Consider the following 18,734-nt stretch of genomic DNA (forward strand, 5'->3'; position numbering starts at 1 on the left):
AGGCATGGACGCGCCCGAAAGGTGTTCCCTCATGGAGACGATCGCGCCTGCCCGGCCCGCATCCGACCCCGACGACGGCCTTTCCGCGAGATCGCCGGCGGGCGTGACGGCGGCCGGCGCAACCGCCGACGTGCCGGCCGCGACCCTTGCCGAGCTGGTCGAGGCGCAGGTGGCCCGCACGCCCGCCGCGCCCGCGGTGCTCGCCGGCGACCGCGCGCTCACGTTCGCCGAGCTTGACGCGGCGGCGAACCGGCTCGCGCACGTGCTCATCGGCTGGGGCGTCGGCCCGGAGGCGCTGGTCGCGCTCGTGCTGCCGCGGTCGGTGGAGGGGATCGTGGCGCGGCTCGCCGTGGCCAAGGCGGGCGGCGCGTTCCTGCCGGTCGACCCGGCGTACCCCGCCGAGCGGATCACGGCCATGCTCGCCGACGCGCGGGCCGCGGTGACGCTGACCCTCGCGGAACTGGCCGCCGTGCCGCCGCCGGGCGGGAGGCTCGCCGCGCTGGACGGGGCGGAGGTACGCGAGCTGCTCGCGGCAGCCGCCACACACGCCCCTGTGGACGCCGACCGGCGGGCACCGCTGCGGCTGGACCACCCGGCTTACGTGATCTACACCTCCGGCTCGACCGGGCGGCCCAAGGGCGTGGTGGTCACCCATCGAGGGCTGGCGAACTTCTCCGCCGCGGAGATCGAGCACTACGCGGTACGCCCCGGTGACCGCGTGCTGCAGCTGTCGTCGCCGAGCTTCGACGCGTCGGTGCTGGAGCTGTGCATGTCGCTGCCGGCCGGTGCGGCGCTGGTCGTGCCGCCGCCGGGCGTACTGCTCGGCGACGACCTCGTGCGCGCCCTCGCCGACGGCCGGGTGACGCACGCGCTGGTGCCGCCGGCGGCTCTGGCCACTGTGGACTCAGCCGCCGGGCTACCGGACTTCGGCACGGTCATCGTCGGCGGCGAGGCGTGTTCGGCGGAGCTGGTACGTGACTGGGCAGCGGGCCGCCGGCTGATCAACTCGTACGGCCCGACGGAGTGCACGGTCGTGGCGACGTGGTCGGATCCGCTCACCGCGGACGGCTCGGCGCCGCCGATCGGTCACGCTCTTCCGCACACTCAGGTGTACGTGCTGGACGACAACCTGCGTCCGGTGCCGGCGGGTGCGGTGGGTGAGCTGTACGTGGCCGGCGTCGGCCTGGCGCGCGGATACCTGAACCGGCCGGGTTTGACCGCGCAGCGGTTTGTCGCCGACCCGTTCGCCACCAGCCCAGCGCGGATGTACCGCACCGGCGACCTGGTGTGCCAGCGACCGGACGGGCAGCTGGACTACCGCGGTCGGGTTGACGAGCAGGTGCAGATCCGCGGGTTCCGGGTGGAGCCGGGCGAGGTCGAGGCCGCGCTCGCCGCGCACCCCGCCGTGCGGCAGGCCGCGGTGGTCGGGCGTCCCGCGCCCGGCGGCACCGGCGTACGGCTCGTCGGCTACGTCGTGGTCACGCCCGGCGCGACCGCCCCGACCGCCGGGCAGCTGCGCGCGTTCCTCGCCGAAACGCTGCCCGACTACCTGATCCCGGCGGCGTTCGTCGCGTTGCCGGCCCTGCCGGTCACCACGAACGGCAAGCTGGACCGCCGGGCCCTGCCGGAGCCCGACCCGACCGCCGACGCCGGCCGCCCGGCGGGCGTCGCGCCGCGCACCGGCGCCGAGGCCGCGCTCGCCCGGATCTGGGCCGAGGTGCTGCAGGTGACCGACGTCGGCGCCGACGAGGACTTCTTCGCGCTGGGCGGCGACTCGATCAGCGCGTACCGGGCGGTGGCCCGGGCTCGTGAGGCCTTCGGCGTCGAGCTGTCCACCCGGGCACTGTTCGACGCGCCGACCGTCGCCCAGCTCGCGGCGCGCATCGCGGCCGCCACGAGCGGCGGGGCGGACCTCGGCGCCGGCATCCCGTCCGCGCCGCGGCGGGTTCTGCCGGGGCGGGGAGAGGCGGTGCCGCTCTCGCCGGCGCAGCGGCGGCTGTGGGTCCTGCACGACCTGACCGGCGGCGACACCGAGTACAACACCGGCGTCGCGCTGCGGCTGGCCGGCGATCTCGACGCTGCCGCGTTGCGGACGGCGCTGGACGCGCTGGTGGCCCGGCACGAGGCGCTGCGCACGACGTTCGCCACCGTCGACGGCGAACCGGTGCAGATCGTCGCCCCCGAGGGGCACATCCCGCTGCGCACCGTCGAAGCTTCCGGGCAGTCCGATGTGGACGCCGCGCTGGAGGAGGAGCTGCGCCGCCCGTTCGACCTCGAACGCGGGCCGCTGACCCGGGCGCTGCTGGTGCGGCTCGACCCCGCCGAGCACGTGCTGCTCGTCAGCCAGCACCACATCGTCACCGACGGCTGGTCCGTGCGGGTCCTCGTCGACGAGCTGGCCGACCTGTACGCCGGCGGGCACCCCGGCGGTCCGGCCGTGCAGTACCCGGACTACGCGGCCTGGGCGCGCGAGCAGAGCACCCCCGACGCCCTCGCGCCGCACCTGGCGTACTGGCGCGAACGGCTGGCCGGGCTGCCCCCGCTGGACCTGCCGACCGACCGCCCCCGGCCGCCGGTGCGCACCACGGCCGGCGCTGCCGTGCGGCGGGAGCTGCCGGCACCGCTGGTGCGGGCGCTCGCCGACCTGGGCAGGGCCCACGGCGCCACGCTGTTCATGACGCTGACCGCGGCGGTGCAGCTGCTGCTGGCGCGCCAGACCGGCCAGAGCGACGTGGCCGTCGGCACGGTCACGTCCGGGCGCGGCCGGCCGGAGCTCGACGGCATTCTGGGCTTCTTCATCAACACGCTCGTGCTCCGCTCCACTGTGGATGAGGAGCGCGCCTTCGCCGACCTGCTCGACCAGGTGCGCGGCACGGTGCTGGAGGCCTTCGAGCACGACGCGGTCCCGTTCGACCGGCTGGTCGAGCAGTTGCAGCCCGAGCGCGACCCGAGCCGTACCCCGCTGGTGCAGGCGCTGGTGGTGCTCCAGGAGGAGATGACGCGCCCGCGCGAGCGCGGCGGGCTGCGGCTCAGCGGGTACGACCTGCCCAGACCCGCGGCACGGTTCGACATCGTCGTCGAGTTCGCCCACCGGGGCGACGCGCTCGACCTCGTCATCGAGTACAACGCCGACCTGTTCCTCGCGCAGAGCGTCGCCCGGCTCGCCGACCGGCTGGCCGCGCTGCTCGGCCGTGTCGCGGCCAACCCCGACGAGCCGTTGTGCGGCCAGGCGCTGGTGACCGGCGCCGAGCTGCGGGACCTGCTCGTCGAGCGCAACGACACGGCCGTCGACCTGCCGGCCACCGTGCTGCCGTCGGTGTTCGAGGCGCGCGCGGCGGCCGATCCGCACGCCCCGGCGGTGCGGCACGGTGCGACGGTGCTGACGTACGGCGAGCTGGACGCGCGAGCCAACCGGCTGGCCCGGCAGCTCGTGGCGCGCGGCGCCGGACCGGAGCGGTTCGTGGCCATCGCGCTGCCACGCACCCCCGACCTGATCGTCGCGCTGCTGGCGGTGCTCAAGGCTGGCGCGGCGTACCTGCCGATCGACCCCGCGTATCCGGCCGAGCGGGTCCGCTTCATGCTGGCCGACGCGCGGCCCGCGCTGCTGCTGACCGACGCCGAGGTAGGCGCCCGGCTGCCCGAGACGCCCGGCGTCCCGCGGATGAACCCGGCGAGCGAAGCGAGCGCGACCGGCGCAGCCGCGAGGGACGGCGTCCTCACCGACGACGACCGGATCGCGCCGTTGGCGCCCGACCACCCCGCGTACGTCATCTACACCTCCGGTTCGACCGGCACGCCCAAGGGTGTCGTGGTAGCCCATCGCGGCGCGGTACAACTGGCCGCCTGGGCGGCGGACGCCTTCGGGCAGCGCGGCCTCAGCGACGTGATCGTGTCGACGTCGCTGAACTTCGACGTGTCCGTGTTCGAGATCTTCTGCCCCTGCTCAACGGCGGCGCCATCGAGCTGGTGCCGGACGTGCTCGCGCTGGCCCAGCCGCGTACCGAGCCGCGCCGGGCGAGCCTGGTGAGCGCGGTGCCGTCCGCGCTGGCGCCGGTGCTCGCGGCCGGCATGCGGGACGTGACGGCCGGCGAGGTGGTGCTCGCCGGCGAGGCCCTCGCCCCGCGCACGGTCGAGCAGATCCGCGCGGCCCTGCCCGGCGCCCGCGTCTCGAACATCTACGGCCCCACCGAGGCGACGGTGTACGCCACCGCCTGGTACTCCGCCGCCGACGACCCGGCCGACCTCGCGCCGCCGATCGGCCGCCCGATCGCCAACACCCGGGTGTACGTGCTGGACCGGTGGCTGCGGCCGGTGCCGGCCGGCGTGCGCGGCGAGCTGTACCTGGGCGGGCCGCGACTGGCCCGGGGCTACCTGAACCGGCCCGGGCTGACCGCGCAGCGGTTCGTCGCCGACCCCTTCACCGGGCCAGGCGCGCGGATGTACCGCACCGGTGACGTGGTGCGCTGGACCGCCGGCGGGCAGCTGGAGTACCTGGGCCGCACCGACCATCAGGTGAAGCTGCGCGGCTTCCGGATCGAGCTCGGCGAGGTCGAGGCCACCCTGCTGCGCCACGACGCGGTGGCCGAGGCGGTCGCCGTGGTGCGCACCGACCACGGCCACGACCGGCTCGTCGCCTACGTCGTGCCGCGTGGCGGCGCGCCTGATCCGGCGCAGCTCAAGGACTTCCTGGCCGCGGCGCTGCCCGCCTACCTGGTGCCGTCGGCCGTCGTGACGCTGGACCGGCTGCCGCTCAACCCGAACGGCAAGCTCGACCGGCGCGCCCTGCCCGCACCCGACCTGGCCGCGGCGGCCGGATACGTGGCACCGCGCGACGACACCGAGCGCGTGCTGGCCGGCGTGTGGGCGCAGGTGCTCGGCGCCGAGCGGGTGGGCGTCGACGACAACTTCTTCGAGCTGGGCGGTGACTCGATCCTCAGCATCGAGGTGGTGTCCCGCGCCCGCGCCGCCGGGCTCGCGCTCACCTCGCGCGACGTGTTCGCGCACCAGACGGTCGCGGCGCTCGCGCGCCACGCCACGCCGGTCGCGGCACGGGACACGGGCGAGCAGGGTGCGGTCACCGGGGCGGCGCCGCTCACGCCGGTACAACACTGGTTTTTGGCTTCTGAGCCGCCGCGGCCGGGACACTTCGCGCAGCATCTGGCGGTCGAGCTGGACCCGGCCGCGGACTCGGCCGCGCTGGCCGCCGCGCTCGCCGCGGTGGTGGCGCAGCACGACGCGCTGCGGATGCGGTTCACCCGCGACAAGGACGACTGGCGGCAGGAGAACGCGGCCGACGAGACCGCCGCGCTGCTGACCGAGATGGCTCTGTCTGATGTGGACATCGACGCCGTCGCGGGCGAGGTGGCCGCTGGCATGGAGATCAGCCGCGGGCCACTGCTGCGGGCGGTGCGGGTGCGGTACGGCGGCCAGGAAAGCGACGCCCTGCTGCTCGTCGTGCACCACCTCGTCGTCGACGGTGTGTCCTGGCGGATACTGCTGGCCGACCTCGAGCGGGCCTACGAACAGGCCGCGCGTGGCGAGAACGTCGCGCTGGGGGCGAAGACCACGCCGTTCCGCGACTGGGCGCGCAGGCTCGCCGAGCACACCGAGGCGGGTGGCTTCGACGGGCAGGTCGGCTACTGGACCGCGCAGCCCGCCGCCGCACCCGCGCCGGTGGACCCGGTGTCGGCCACCCGGTCGATCACCGTGCGGCTGGATGCCGCGCGGACCCGGGCGCTGCTGCACGACGTGCCCGGCGCGTACCGCACGCAGGTCAACGACTGCCTGCTGGCCGCGCTGGGGCGCGCCTTCGGCGGCGGCACCGTGCGGGTCGACCTGGAGGGGCACGGCCGCGAGGAGATCCTGCCCGGCCTCGACCTCTCGCGCACGGTGGGCTGGTTCACCGCCATCCACCCCGTCGCGCTGCAGGTGCCGGACGGCGACTGGGGCGCCGCCCTCAAGTCGGTCAAGGAGCAGCTGCGGGCGGTGCCGGACAAGGGCATCGGCTACGGCGCGCTGCGCTACCTCGCCGGCGTCGCGCTGCCGGACGCGCCGCAGGTGTCGTTCAACTACCTGGGCCAGCTCGATGGGCTGGGGACCGGGCAAGGCGTGCTGTGCGGCCTGCGAAGCGAGCTGCGGCTGGCCGAGGACCCCACAGCGGCGCGCCGGCACGCCCTCGACGTCATCGCCCGGGTCACCGGCGGCGAGCTGGACCTGCTCTGGGAGTACTCGCCGTCGGCCTACGACGAGGCGGCGGTGCGCGCGCTGGCGTCGGCCATGCTCGACGCGCTGTCGGGAATCGTCGAGCACTGCGCGTCGCCGGGCGCCGGCGGGCGCACCCCGTCGGACTTCCCGCTCGTCGACCTCGACCAGGCGGAGGTCGACCGGGTGGTCGGCGACGGTCGTGGCGTGGCCGACGTGCTGCCGCTGACCCCGATGCAGGCGGGCATGGTCTTCCACGCGCTCGCACAGGCCGACCAGGGCGTCTACGTCGAGCAGGCCACCTTCGTGCTGGACGGCGTCACCGACGTCGACCTGCTCGCCCGCGCCTGGCAGGCGACCGTCGACGGCATCGCGGAGCTGCGCGGCCGGGTGGTCTGGCAGGGCGTGCGCGAGCCCGTGCTGGTGCTCGACCGTGCCGCGCGGCTGGGCGTGGCGACGCTGGACTGGACCGGTACCTCGCCGGCCGAGCGGGAGGCCGCCCTCGCGGACCTGCTCGCCGAGGACCGGGCGCGCGGCCTCGACCTCGCCGCGGCGCCGCTGGCGCGCGTCACCCTCATCCGCCTGCCGGACGAGGCGGTACGCGTCATCTGGACGTTCCACCACGTGCTGCTCGACGGGTGGAGCGTGTTCGAGGTGCTGGCCGAGGTGTTCACCCGGCACGCCGCGCTCGCCGGCGACGGCTCGGCGCAACCGGTGGCGCGGCGGCCGTTCCGGGACTACCTGGCGTGGCGCGGCGGTCAGGACCGCGAGTCCGCGCTCGGGTACTGGCGGAAGGCGCTCGGCGGGCTGGCCGAGCCCACCGCCCTGCCGTACGACCGGCCGCCCACGCACCGGCACGGCGCCCGGTCCGTCCACAGTGTCCAGGTCGCGCTCGGCGCGCCGCAGTCCGCGCGGCTGGCCGGGTTCGCCCGGGCGCACGGGCTGACGCTGAGCACGGTCGTGCAGGGCGCCTGGGCGGTGCTGCTGTCCCGGCACAGCGGCCAGCGTGACGTCTGCTTCGGCACCACGGTCGCCGGCCGGCCGCCCGAGCTGCCGGGCGTCGCTTCGATGGTCGGCATGTTCATCAACACGCTGCCCACGCGGGTGGACCTCGGTGTACGCCGGCCCCTGGTCGAGTGGCTCGCGGCGCTGCAGGCCGACCAGACGCAGGCCCGGCAGGACGACCTGTTCTCCCTGCCGCGGCTGCAGGCGCTCGCCGGCGTGCCGGCCGGAACCAACCTGTTCGACAGCATCGTCGTCTTCGACAACTACCCCATCAACGACGACTCGGCCGCCGCGCACGGCCTTCGGCTGCGCGACCTCACCGCCACGGAGGCCACCAACTACCCGCTCGCCGCCGTGGTGTCGCCGGGCGAGCAGCTGGCGGTGAGCCTCGGGTACGACCCGGCGCTGTTCGACGAGGCGACCGCGCGGCGCCTGGGCGAGCACCTGTTGCTGCTGCTCGACGCGATGCCGCGGCACGCGGGGACACCGGCCGACCTGCCCATGCTGGCCGAGGCCGAGCGCGTGCGGGTGCTGCGGGAGTGGAACGACACCGACCACCCGGTACCCGACGGCACGGTGCCGGAGCGGTTCGTCGCACAGGCACGGCGCACCCCGTACGCACCCGCCGTGGTCGGCGACGGGCTGTCCGTGACCTACGCCGAGCTGGACGCGCGGGCGGACCGGCTCGCCGGGCGCCTGGTATCCCTGGGTGTCCGCGCCGAACAGCCCGTCGGGCTGCTGATGCGCCGAGGGCTCGAACTGCTCGTGGCGGAGCTGGCGGTGCTCAAGGCCGGCGGCGCGTACGTGCCGCTGGACCTGCGTGCGCCCGCCGCCCGGCTGCGGGTGCTCCTGGCCGAGACCGGCGTGGCCGTCCTGCTGGCGGACTCCGGGTGGGCCGACACGGCCCGGTCGGTCCACGACGGCGTGGTCTGCGAGGTCGACGAGTCCGGCCCGGTACCCGCGCCCGACCCGGTGCCGCCGGCGGCCGTCCACCCGGACAACCTCGCGTACGTCATCCACACCTCCGGCTCCACCGGGACGCCCAAGGGCGTGGCCGTGCGCCACCGCGACATCGTCTCCTTCGCCGCCGACCGGCGCTTCCGGGGCGGCGGGCACGCGCGCGTGCTCATGCACTCGACGCACTCGTTCGACGCGTCCACGTACGAGCTGTGGGTGCCGCTGCTGAACGGCGACACCGTCGTGCTCGCCCCGCCCGTCGATGTCGACACCGCCCTGCTCCGCCGCATGATCACCGAGTACGGCGTGACCGGCATCTTCCTGACCTCAGGGCTGTTCCGCCTCGTGGCGCAGGACGCGCCGGATGCCCTGGCCGGCGCGCGCGAGGTGTGGACCGGCGGCGAGGTCGTGCCCGCCACCGCGATCCGCCGGGTCTTGGCCGCCTGCCCCGGCCTTCTCGTCGTCGACGTGTACGGGCCGACGGAGACCACCACGTACGCCACGCAGCGCGGCATGGCGGCCGTGGCCGAGGTGCCCGACGTGGTGCCGATCGGCCGGCCGCTGGACAACATGCGCGCCTACGTGCTCGACGCCGCGCTGCGGCCGGTGCCGGTCGGGGTGCCCGGAGAGCTGTGGCTGGCCGGCGCGGGGCTGGCCCGCGGCTACCTGAACCGGCCGGGGCTGACCGCGCAGCGGTTCGTGGCCGACCCGTACGGTTTCCCCGGCACGCGGATGTACCGCACCGGCGACGTCGTGCGGTGGACCGCCGACGGCGAGATCGCCTTCGTCGGGCGGACCGACGACCAGGTCAAGATTCGCGGGTTCCGGATCGAGCTGGGCGAGGTCGAGGCCGTCCTGCGCTCCCACGACGAGGTCGCCGAGGCGCTGGCGATGGTGCGGCAGGACGCGGACGGCCGGAAGCGGCTCGTGGCCTACGTGGTGCCCGCGCCCGGGCGCGCACCGGACCACGCCGCGCTGCGCCGGCACCTGGCCGCGTCGCTGCCGGACTACATGGTCCCGTCGGCGTACGTGAGCCTGGCCCGGCTGCCGCTCAACGCCAACGGCAAGGTGGACCGCCGTGCCCTGCCCGACCCCGACCCGCAAGGTTCGGCCGCCTACGTGGCGCCGCGTACCGACGCCGAGTGGCACCTGGCAGCCGTGTGGCAGGCGGTGCTGAAGGTCGACCGGGTAGGCGTCGAGGACGACTTCTTCGAGCTGGGCGGCGACTCGATCCTCAGCATCCAGGTGGTGTCCCGGGCGCGGCAGCAGGGGCTGGAGCTGACCCCGCGAGACCTGTTCGCCCACCCGACCGTCGCCGCGCTCGCCGCGGCAGCACGGTCCACAGAGGACACCGGCCCGGTCACCGCTGAGCAGGGCCCGGTGACCGGGCCGGCACCACTGATCCCGATCCAGCACTGGTTCTTCGAGCAGGGCCTCGGGGCTGGCGGGATCCGGTCCGAGGAGCGCAGCGACGAGGCCGGATGGCGCCGGCCTCCCGGGGCACCCAACGAGCGAAGCGAGCGCAGCCGGCACAGCCTGGGAAACCGGTTCAACCAGGCGGTCCGGGTGGAGCTGGCACAGCGGCCGGACGAGGACGCGTTGCGCGCGGCGCTGGCCGCGCTGCTGGCCCAGCACGACGCGCTGCGCATGCGGTTCCGGCGCGACGCCGACGGCTGGTACCAGGAAGGCACCCCGGTCTCTGCCGACCAGGACGTGCTCACCGTCGCGCAGGCGCGGGACGAGGCCGCCGCGGTCGCGGCGGCGCACGCGGGCCTCCACCTGGCAGGCGGGCCGCTCCTGCGCGCGGTGCTGCTGCGCCGCGGCGAGTCGGCGGCACTGTTCCTCACGGCGCACCACCTGGTCGTGGACACCGTGTCGTGGCGGATCCTGCTCGACGACCTCGCCCGCGCCTACGGCCAGGCGAGCAAGGGGGAGAAGGTCGACCTCGGGCCGAAGACGACGTCGTTCCGGGACTGGGCCGTTCGGCTGACCGAGCACGCGGCCGCCGGTGCGTTCGACGGCGAGCGGGCGTACTGGGCCCAGTCGACGGGCGATGCCGCCGCACCGCTGCCCGTGGACGGCGACGGACCCAACACCGTCGGCGCCATGCGGTCGGTGACGGTCGCGCTGGACGCCGCCGAGACCGCCGCGCTGCTGCGCGACGTGCCGGCGGCGTACCGGACGCAGGCCAACGATGTGCTGCTGGCCGCCGTGGGCCGGGTGGTCGCCGATTGGGCCGGCGGGTCCCGGGTCCTGGTGGACCTGGAGGGCCACGGCCGGGAGGACGTGTTCGACGGCGTGGACCTCTCCCGCACGGTCGGCTGGTTCACCACGATGTTCCCGGTGGCGCTGGACGTGCCGGCCGGCGACTGGGGCGGCGTGCTGAAGTCGGTCAAGGAGCGGCTGCGCTCCGTGCCGGGCAGGGGCCTGGGCTACGGCGCGTTGCGCTACCTCGCCCGCGACCCGGAGCTGGTCGACCGCCCGGCACCCCAGCTGAGCGTCAACTACCTGGGCCGCTTCGACGGCGCCCCGGCCGGCGGCCCGTTCGCCGCGGTCGGCGGCATCGAGGGCGACGCCGCCGACGGCGCGCCGCGGGCGCACCTGATCGACGTGATCGGCGCGGTACGTGACGACCGGTTGGAGCTCACCTGGCTCTACGCCGACGGCGTGCACACCGAGACCACGGTGCGGCGGTTGGCCGACGCCACCGCCGGCGCGCTGCGCGACATCACTGTCCACTGTGCTCACCACGGCGGCCGTACCCCGTCGGACTTCCCGCTGGTGCGGCTGGACCAGACCACCGTGGACCGGCTGGCCGGCGACGGCCGTGAGGTCGAGGACATCTACCCGCTCACGCCCATGCAGTCGGGCATGGTGTTCCACAGCCTCGTCGAGGGGCCGTCCGGCGCGTACGTCAACCAGCTGCAGCTGCGGCTCGGCGGGATCACCCGCCCGCGGGCGCTGGGCGAGGCGTGGCAGCGCGTCGTGGACCGTACCCCGGCGCTGCGCGCACAGGTCGCCTGGGACGGGCTCGACGAGCCGGTACAGGTGGTGCGCCGCGGCGTGAGCGTCCCCGTGACGTACCTGGACTGGGTTTCGCTCACCGCGGCGGACCGCGAGGCCGCGCTGGGAGAACTGCTCGACGCCGACCGGGCGGCCGGCTTCGACCCGGCCGTGGCGCCGTTGCTGCGGTTCACCGTCGCCACCCTCGGCGCCGACGAGGTGCTGCTCGTCTGGAGCTTCCACCACGTGCTGCTGGACGGCTGGAGCGCCGCCCAGGTCCTCGACGAGGTGTGCGCGGAGTACGCGGCGCCTGACGCGGCGCGGCCTGCCCGCCGGCCGTTCCGGGAGTACCTCGACTGGCTGGCCCGCCGCGACCACGCCGAGGCCGAGGCGTACTGGCGCGGCGTGCTAGCCGGCGTGGAGGCGCCCACCGCCCTGCCGTTCGACCGCGCCGCCGGCCGTGTCGACGGGCCGGGCGGCTCGGTCCGGCTCGAGCTCGGCCAGGAGCGCACCGCGGCGCTGCGGGCGACCGCGCAGCGGCACGGCCTCACGTTGAACACCCTGGTGCAGGGGGCGTGGGCGCTGATGCTGTCCCGGTTCAGTGGCGAGCGCGACGTGGTGTACGGCACGACCGTCTCCGGCCGCCCGGCCGAGCTGCCCGGCGTCGAGTCGATGGTCGGCGTGTTCATCAACACCATCCCCGCACGGGTCGACACCGAGCCACGCCAGCAGGTCGTTGCCTGGCTGCGAGGCATCCAGCGCGAGCAGGCCGAGGCGCGCCGGTACGACTTCGTGCCGCTGGCCCAGATGCGCGGCTACAGCGATATCCCCGGTGCCGCCCCGCTGTTCGACAGCATCCTGGTCTTCGAGAACTACCCGTTCGACGAGGCCGCGATAGCCGCGCACGGCGTGCGGGTGCTGGAGGCCCGCGACCTGGAGCCCACGAACTACCCGCTCACCGCCGTCGTGTACCCGGGGGAGCGGCTCGCGGTCGCCCTCGACTACGACCCGGCCCGGTTCGACGAACCCACCGTCCGCCGGCTCGCCGACCAGGTGGCGCTGGCGCTCGACGAGATCGCCACCGACCCGGACCGGCGCCTGCTCGACCTTCCGGCCGCCACGCCGGAGCAGCGGCGGCTGGTCCTCGGCGAGTGGAACGCCACCGCACGCCCGGCCCGCGACGTGTCGCTGTGCGCCCCGTTCGACTCCTGGGTACGGTTCACGCCCGGTGCGCCGGCGGTGACCTGCGGCGACCAGAGGCTCAGCTACGCGGAGCTGGACGCGCGGGCCCGCGCGCTGGCCGGCCGGCTCCTCGCGCTGGGCGTGCGGCCGGAGGACCGGGTCGGCGTGTTGCTGGACCGCTCCGTGGACCTCGTCGTGGCGGTGCTGGCGGTGATCCGCGCGGGGGCGGCGTACCTGCCGCTGGACGCGCGCGCCCCGCTGGAGCGGTTGCGCCTGGTGCTGGCCGAGGCCGGCGCGGGCGTGCTGCTCACCGACACCGCGTGGCGGGACACCGCCGCCGCCGTCCACGATGGACCGACGCTGCTCGCCGGTGAGCCCGGCGACGCGCCGCCCGTCCCCCTGCCGGAGCCCGACCCCGACGCGCTGGCGTACGTCGAGTACACGTCGGGCTCGACCGGCACGCCGAAGGGTGTGGCGGTGCGCCACCGCGACGTGGTCGCGCTCGCCGCCGACCAGCGCTTCGCCGGCGGCGCGCACCATCGCGTGCTGCTGCACTCCCCGCTGGCGTTCGACGCCTCCACCTACGAGCTGTGGGTGCCGCTGCTCAACGGCGGCACGGTCGTCGTGGCCCCGCCCGGCGAACTCGACGTCGAGACGCTGCGCGCGACGCTCGCGGCCGGCGCCGTGACCGGGCTGTGGTTGACGGCCGGTGTGTTCCGCGTTGTCGCGCAGGACGCCCCGGACGCGCTGCGCGGTGTGCGTGAGGTGTGGACCGGTGGTGATGTGGTGCCGGCCGCGGCGGTGCGTCGGGTGTTGGAGGCGTGTCCCGGGATCACGGTGGTGGACGGGTACGGGCCGACGGAGACGACGACGTTCGCGACGAGTTTTGCGATGTCCGCGGCCGGTGGGGTGCCGGATGCGGTGCCGATCGGTGCGCCGTTGGACAACATGCGGGCGTACGTGCTGGACGGTTGGTTGCGGCCGGTGCCGCCGGGTGCGCCGGGTGAGCTGTACGTGGCCGGTGCGGGTCTGGCCCGCGGTTATCTGGGTCGGCCCGGCCTGACGGCGGCCCGGTTCGTGGCGGATCCGTTCGGTGGTGCGGGGGAGCGGATGTACCGCACTGGTGATGTGGTGCGGTGGCGGAGCGACGGTGTGGTCGAGTTCGTCGGTCGGGCCGATGAGCAGGTGAAGATCCGTGGTTTCCGGGTGGAGCTGGGTGAGATCGAGGCGGTGCTGGCGGGGCATCCGGCGGTGGCGGATGTGGCGGTGCTGGCCCGGGCCGACGCTGGCGCCAAGCGCCTGGTCGCCTACGTCGTGCCCGCGAGCGGCGCGGACACGCCCGGCGGCGACGCGGGCCTGCTCGCCGCGGCGCTGCGGGAGCGAGCCGAGGCGGCACTGCCGGACTACATGGTGCCGGCCGCGTACGTGGAGCTCGACGCGCTGCCATTGAGCCGCAACGGCAAGCTCGACCGCCGCGCCCTGCCCGCCCCCGAGCCGGCCGGCCCGGCCGCCGGCTACGCCGCCCCGATGGACGACACGCAGCGGGTGCTGGCCGACATCTGGGCGGCGACGCTGGGCGTCGAGCGGGTCGGCATCCACGACAACTTCTTCGAGCTCGGCGGCGACTCCATCGTCAGCATCCAGCTGGTCTCGCGCGCCCGCCGGGCCGGCCTGCGGCTCATGCCCGGCGACCTGTTCCGCCACCAGACCGTCGCGGAGCTGGCCCGCGCCGCGACCGCCGCCCAGGACCTCGACACCCCGGGCGCGGAGCAGGGCGAAATCACCGGCGAGGCTCCGCTCACCCCGATCCAGCACTGGTTCTTCGACACCCACGGCCGCCAGCCGGAGCGGTTCACCCAGCAGGTCACGGTGGAGCTGCGGCCCGGCGCCGACCGGGACGCGCTGCACCGGGCGCTGGACGCGCTGCTGGCACAGCACGACGCCCTGCGGGCCTGCTACGAGCCCACGCCCGACGGTTGGCGGCAGCGCTTCGCCCCGAGGGCTGGCGGGATCCGGTCCGAGGAGCGCAGTGACGAGGCCGGATGGCGCCGGCATCGCGGGGCGCTTGCGAGCGGAGCGAGCGCGGAGGGCACAGCCCCGGTCGACGCTGGCGGGATCCGGTCCGAGGAGCGCAGTGACGAGGCCGACGTCGCGTTCACCGGCGGCTTCGACCTGGGGCGCGGACCGCTGCTGCGGGCGGCCTGGGTGGACCGCGGCCCGTCCGGCGCCCCGCTGCTGACCCTCACCGCGCACCACCTGGTCGTCGACGCCGTCTCCTGGCAGATCCTGCTCGACGACCTCGACCGCGCGTACGGGCAGGCCGTCCGCGGCGAGCGGATCGACCTCGGCCCGAAGACGACGTCGTACCGCGACTGGGCCACCGGCCTTGCCGGGCACGTCGCCGGCGGCCACCTCGCTGGCGAGGCCGACCACTGGGCGGCGCTGCCGGCCGGCACGCCGCTGCCAACGGACGCGGACGGCGATGCCACCGTGGCCAGCACGGCGGCGGTCACCGCCCGGCTCGAGCCCGAAACGACGGCCGCGCTGCTGCGCGATGCGCCCCGGGCGTACCGGATGCGGATCGACGAGGTTCTGCTGGCCGCGCTGGCCCGGGTGCTCGGCCGATGGGCGCGGGGGCCGGTGGCCTTCGACGTCGAGGGCCACGGGCGCGAGGGCATCCTGCCCGGCGTGGACCTGTCCCGCACGGTCGGCTGGTTCACCACGATCCACCCGGTCGTGCCGGACCCGGGAGCGGGCGACTGGGACACCACGCTCGCCTCGGTCAAGGAACAGCTGCGGGCCGTGCCGCGCCGCGGCATCGGGTACGGGCTGCTGCGCCACCTCGCCGGCGACCCGGCCGTCCCGCCGTCACCGGCGCAGGTCAGCGTCAACTACCTCGGCCAGGCCGACGGCGCAACCCGGCCGGACGGCGAGCTGGTCGCCGCTGTCCACGAAGGACTGTCCGGCGACGCCGGGCCGGCCGACGAGCGCCCGTACCTGCTCGATGTCGTGGCCCGGGTGACCGGCGGCGTGCTGGAGGTCGAGTGGGGGTACTCCACCGGGCGCCACCACGAGGCGACCGTGCGCCGCCTCGCCGCGGCGACCACCGACGCGCTGCGCGAGATCGCGAAGCGGTGTGCCGGCCCCGGCCGCCGCACGCCGAGCGACTTCCCGCTGATCGCCGCCGACCAGGCGGCCGTGGACCGCCTGTCGGCCGGGCGGGACGTGGTCGACGCGTACCCGCTGACCCCGATGCAGGCCGGCATGGTCTACCACGCGCTGTCCCAGCGCGAGCAGGGCCTGTACCTGGAGCAGGCGACGTTCGTCCTGAGCGGCGTCACCGACCTCGACCTGCTGGCCCGGGCGTGGCAGTCGGTCGTGGACCGCACGCCGGTGCTGCGCACCCGGATCGTGTGGCAGGGCGTCGACACGCCGGTCCAGGTCGTCGACGCGCACGTCGCGCTGCCGGTGCGCCAGCTCGGCTGGACCGATCTGGCCGAGCCGCAGCGCCAGTCCGCGCTGCGGCAACTGCTGGACAGCGACCGCGCGGCCGGCTTCGACCTGGCCGCCGGGCCGCTGCTGCGGGTGGCGCTGATCCGGCTCTCCGACACCGAGGTGCGCGTCGTCTGGACGTTCCACCACGTGCTGCTCGACGGCTGGAGCGTCTTCGCCGTGCTCGGTGACGTGTTCGCCGCGTACGCCGCCCTGGCCGCCGGCCGCGACGCGCCGGAGGCCAGCCCGCACCGGCCGCCGTTCGGAGACTACCTGCGCTGGCTCGCCGCCCGCGAGCCGGCCGCCGCCGAGGCGTACTGGCGCGGCGCGCTCGCCGGCCTGGAGTCGGCCACGCCGCTGCCCTACGACCGGCCGCCGGCGCACGGGCACGCGGCGCGGTCGGCGCGCTGGCGGGAGTACCACCTGGACGCGCAGGCCACCGCGGGCCTGGAGACGCTGGCCCGCCGGCACCGGGTCACGCTCAACGCGGCCGTCCAGGCGGCGTGGGCGCTGGTGCTGGCGCGGGCCAGCGGGCGCGGCGAGGTGTGCTTCGGCGCCACCGTGTCCGGCCGGCCCGCCGACCTGCCCGGCGCCGACGACATCGTCGGCATCTTCATCAACACCCTGCCGGTACGGGTCGCGGTGCGCCCGGGAGCCGGGCTGGGCGACTGGCTGCGGGAGATCCAGGCGGCGCAGGCCGAGGCGCGCCGGTACGACCACGTGTCGCTGGCCCAACTGGCGGCCTGGGCGGACCTGCGCGGCGGCCTCTTCGACAGCCTGGTCGTCTTCGAGAACTACCCGATCAACGACGAGACGGCGGCCGCGCACGGCCTGCGGGTCAGCGAGCTGGCCGCGTTCGAGACCACGAACTACCCGCTGACCGTGGTGGTCTCGCCGGGCGAGCGGCTGGGCGTGGAGCTGGGCGCCGACCCGGACCTGTTCGACGAGTCCACAGTCGAGCGGCTGGCCGGCCAGCTGCTGCGCGCGCTGGCGGCGTTCCTCGACGAGCCCGGTACGGTCGGCGCGGTCGACGTCCTGGCGCCCGACGAGCGCCGCCGGGCCATCGAGTCCGGGGCGGGCGCGGTGCGCGACGTACCGCCGGTGCCGCTGCGCGAGCTCATCGCGGCCGCCGTCGACCGGTACGCCGAACAGCCCGCGCTCGTCTGGGACGGCGGCCAGCTCACCTTCGCCGAGCTGGACGCCCACGCCAACCGCCTCGCCAGGCTGCTGGCCGCGCGGGGCGCGGCGCCGGAGCGGCTGGTGGCACTGGCCCTGCCGCGCTCGGTCGACCTGGTCACGGCGCAGCTGGCGGTCACCAAGGCGGGGGCGGCGTTCCTGCCCATCGACCCGGCGTACCCGGCCGACCGGATCGCGTTCATGCTCACCGACGCCGACCCGGTGCTGGTGCTCGGCTGGGGGTCGCCGGACGGCATGGTGCCGGCCGAGCGGTGGCTGGCCCTCGACGACGACGCGGTCCGCCGCGAGCTGGCCGCCCTGCCCGCGGAGCCGGTCACGGACGCGCCGCCGCACGTCGACCACCCGGCCTACGTGATCTACACCTCCGGCTCGACCGGGCGGCCCAAGGGCGTGGTGGTCACCCATCGAGGGTTGGCGAACTTCTCCGCCGCGGAGATCGAGCACTACGCGGTACGCCCCGGTGACCGGGTGCTGGAGTTCTCGTCGCCGAGCTTCGACGCGTCGGTGCTGGAGCTGTGCATGTCGCTGCCGGCGGGTGCGGCGCTCGTGGTGCCGCCGCCCGGCCCGCTGCTGGGCAACCAGCTCGCCGCCGTGCTCGCCGCGCACCAGGTGACCCACGCGCTGATCCCGCCGGCCGCGTTGGCCACTGTGGACACCGCGGCCGCCCTGCCCGACTTCGGCACGGTCATCGTCGGCGGTGAGGCGTGTTCAGCCGACCTGGTCTCGGCGTGGGCGCCCGGCCGCCGCCTCATCAACTCCTACGGTCCGACCGAGTGCACGGTCGTGGCGACGTGGTCGCAGCCGCTGACCGCGGACGGCTCGGCGCCGCCGATCGGGCGGCCGCTGCCGAACACCCGCGTGTACGTGCTGGACGGCGCGTTGCGTCCGGTGCCGGTCGGTGCGGTCGGTGAGCTGTACGTGGCCGGCGTCGGCCTGGCGCGCGGATACCTGAACCGGCCGGGGCTGACCGCGCAGCGGTTCGTCGCCGACCCGTTCGCCACCAGCACAGCCCGGCCGGGGGAGCGGATGTACCGCACCGGCGACCTCGTCCGGTGGCGCGCCGACGGGCAGCTGGAGTTCCGCGGCCGGGTCGACGAGCAGGTGCAGATCCGCGGCTTCCGGGTGGAGCCCGGCGAGATCGAGGCCGTGCTGGCGGGGCATCCCGCGGTGGCACACGCGGCCGTGGTCGCCCGGGACGGCGGCGGCTCCCACCGCCTGGTGGGGTACGTCGTGCCGGCGCCCGGCGCGGACCGCCCCACACCCGCGCAGCTGCGCGCGCACCTGGCCCGCACACTGCCCGACTACCTGGTGCCGAGCGGGTTCGCGGTGCTCGACGCGCTGCCGCTGACCCCGAACGGCAAGCTCGACCGCCGTGCGCTGCCCGAACCGGAGGCGGCCGCGCCCGCCGCCGAGCCGGTGGCGCCGCGCACCGACACCGAGGCCGTGCTGGTCGGCATCTGGCAGGAGGTGCTGGGGTCGCCGCTGGTGGGTGTGCACGACGACTTCTTCGACCACGGCGGCGACTCGCTGCACAGCCTGGGGATCACCGCCCGGATCACCGCGGCGTTCGACGTCGAGCTGGCGCCCCGTGACGTACTGACCGCCCGAACCGTCGCCCAACTCGCCGAGCTGGTCGAACTGGCCGTGCTGGCCGAGCTGGAGCGGTTCGCCGCCGCCCGGGATCTGTGAGGAGCACC

The 18,734-nt window shown here is 75.5% G+C and carries 1 protein-coding gene and 1 pseudogene; both read left to right on the plus strand.

What is annotated here, in order from left to right; translation table 11 throughout:
- Positions 1–31: 31 nt before the first annotated feature.
- Positions 32–5,019 (plus strand): annotated as a pseudogene (locus Phou_RS55840) (amino acid adenylation domain-containing protein); the annotation flags it as partial.
- The gene (locus tag Phou_RS55845; RefSeq protein ID WP_371872258.1) at positions 4,993–18,726 is read left to right on the plus strand and encodes a non-ribosomal peptide synthetase; all 13,734 of its coding nucleotides are present in this window, start codon (positions 4,993–4,995) and stop codon (positions 18,724–18,726) included. The pseudogene Phou_RS55840 and the gene Phou_RS55845, both read left to right, overlap by 27 nt.
- The last annotated feature ends 8 nt before the right edge of the window (positions 18,727–18,734 follow it).

This window comes from Phytohabitans houttuyneae (genome assembly GCF_011764425.1).
Lineage (GTDB): Bacteria > Actinomycetota > Actinomycetes > Mycobacteriales > Micromonosporaceae > Phytohabitans > Phytohabitans houttuyneae.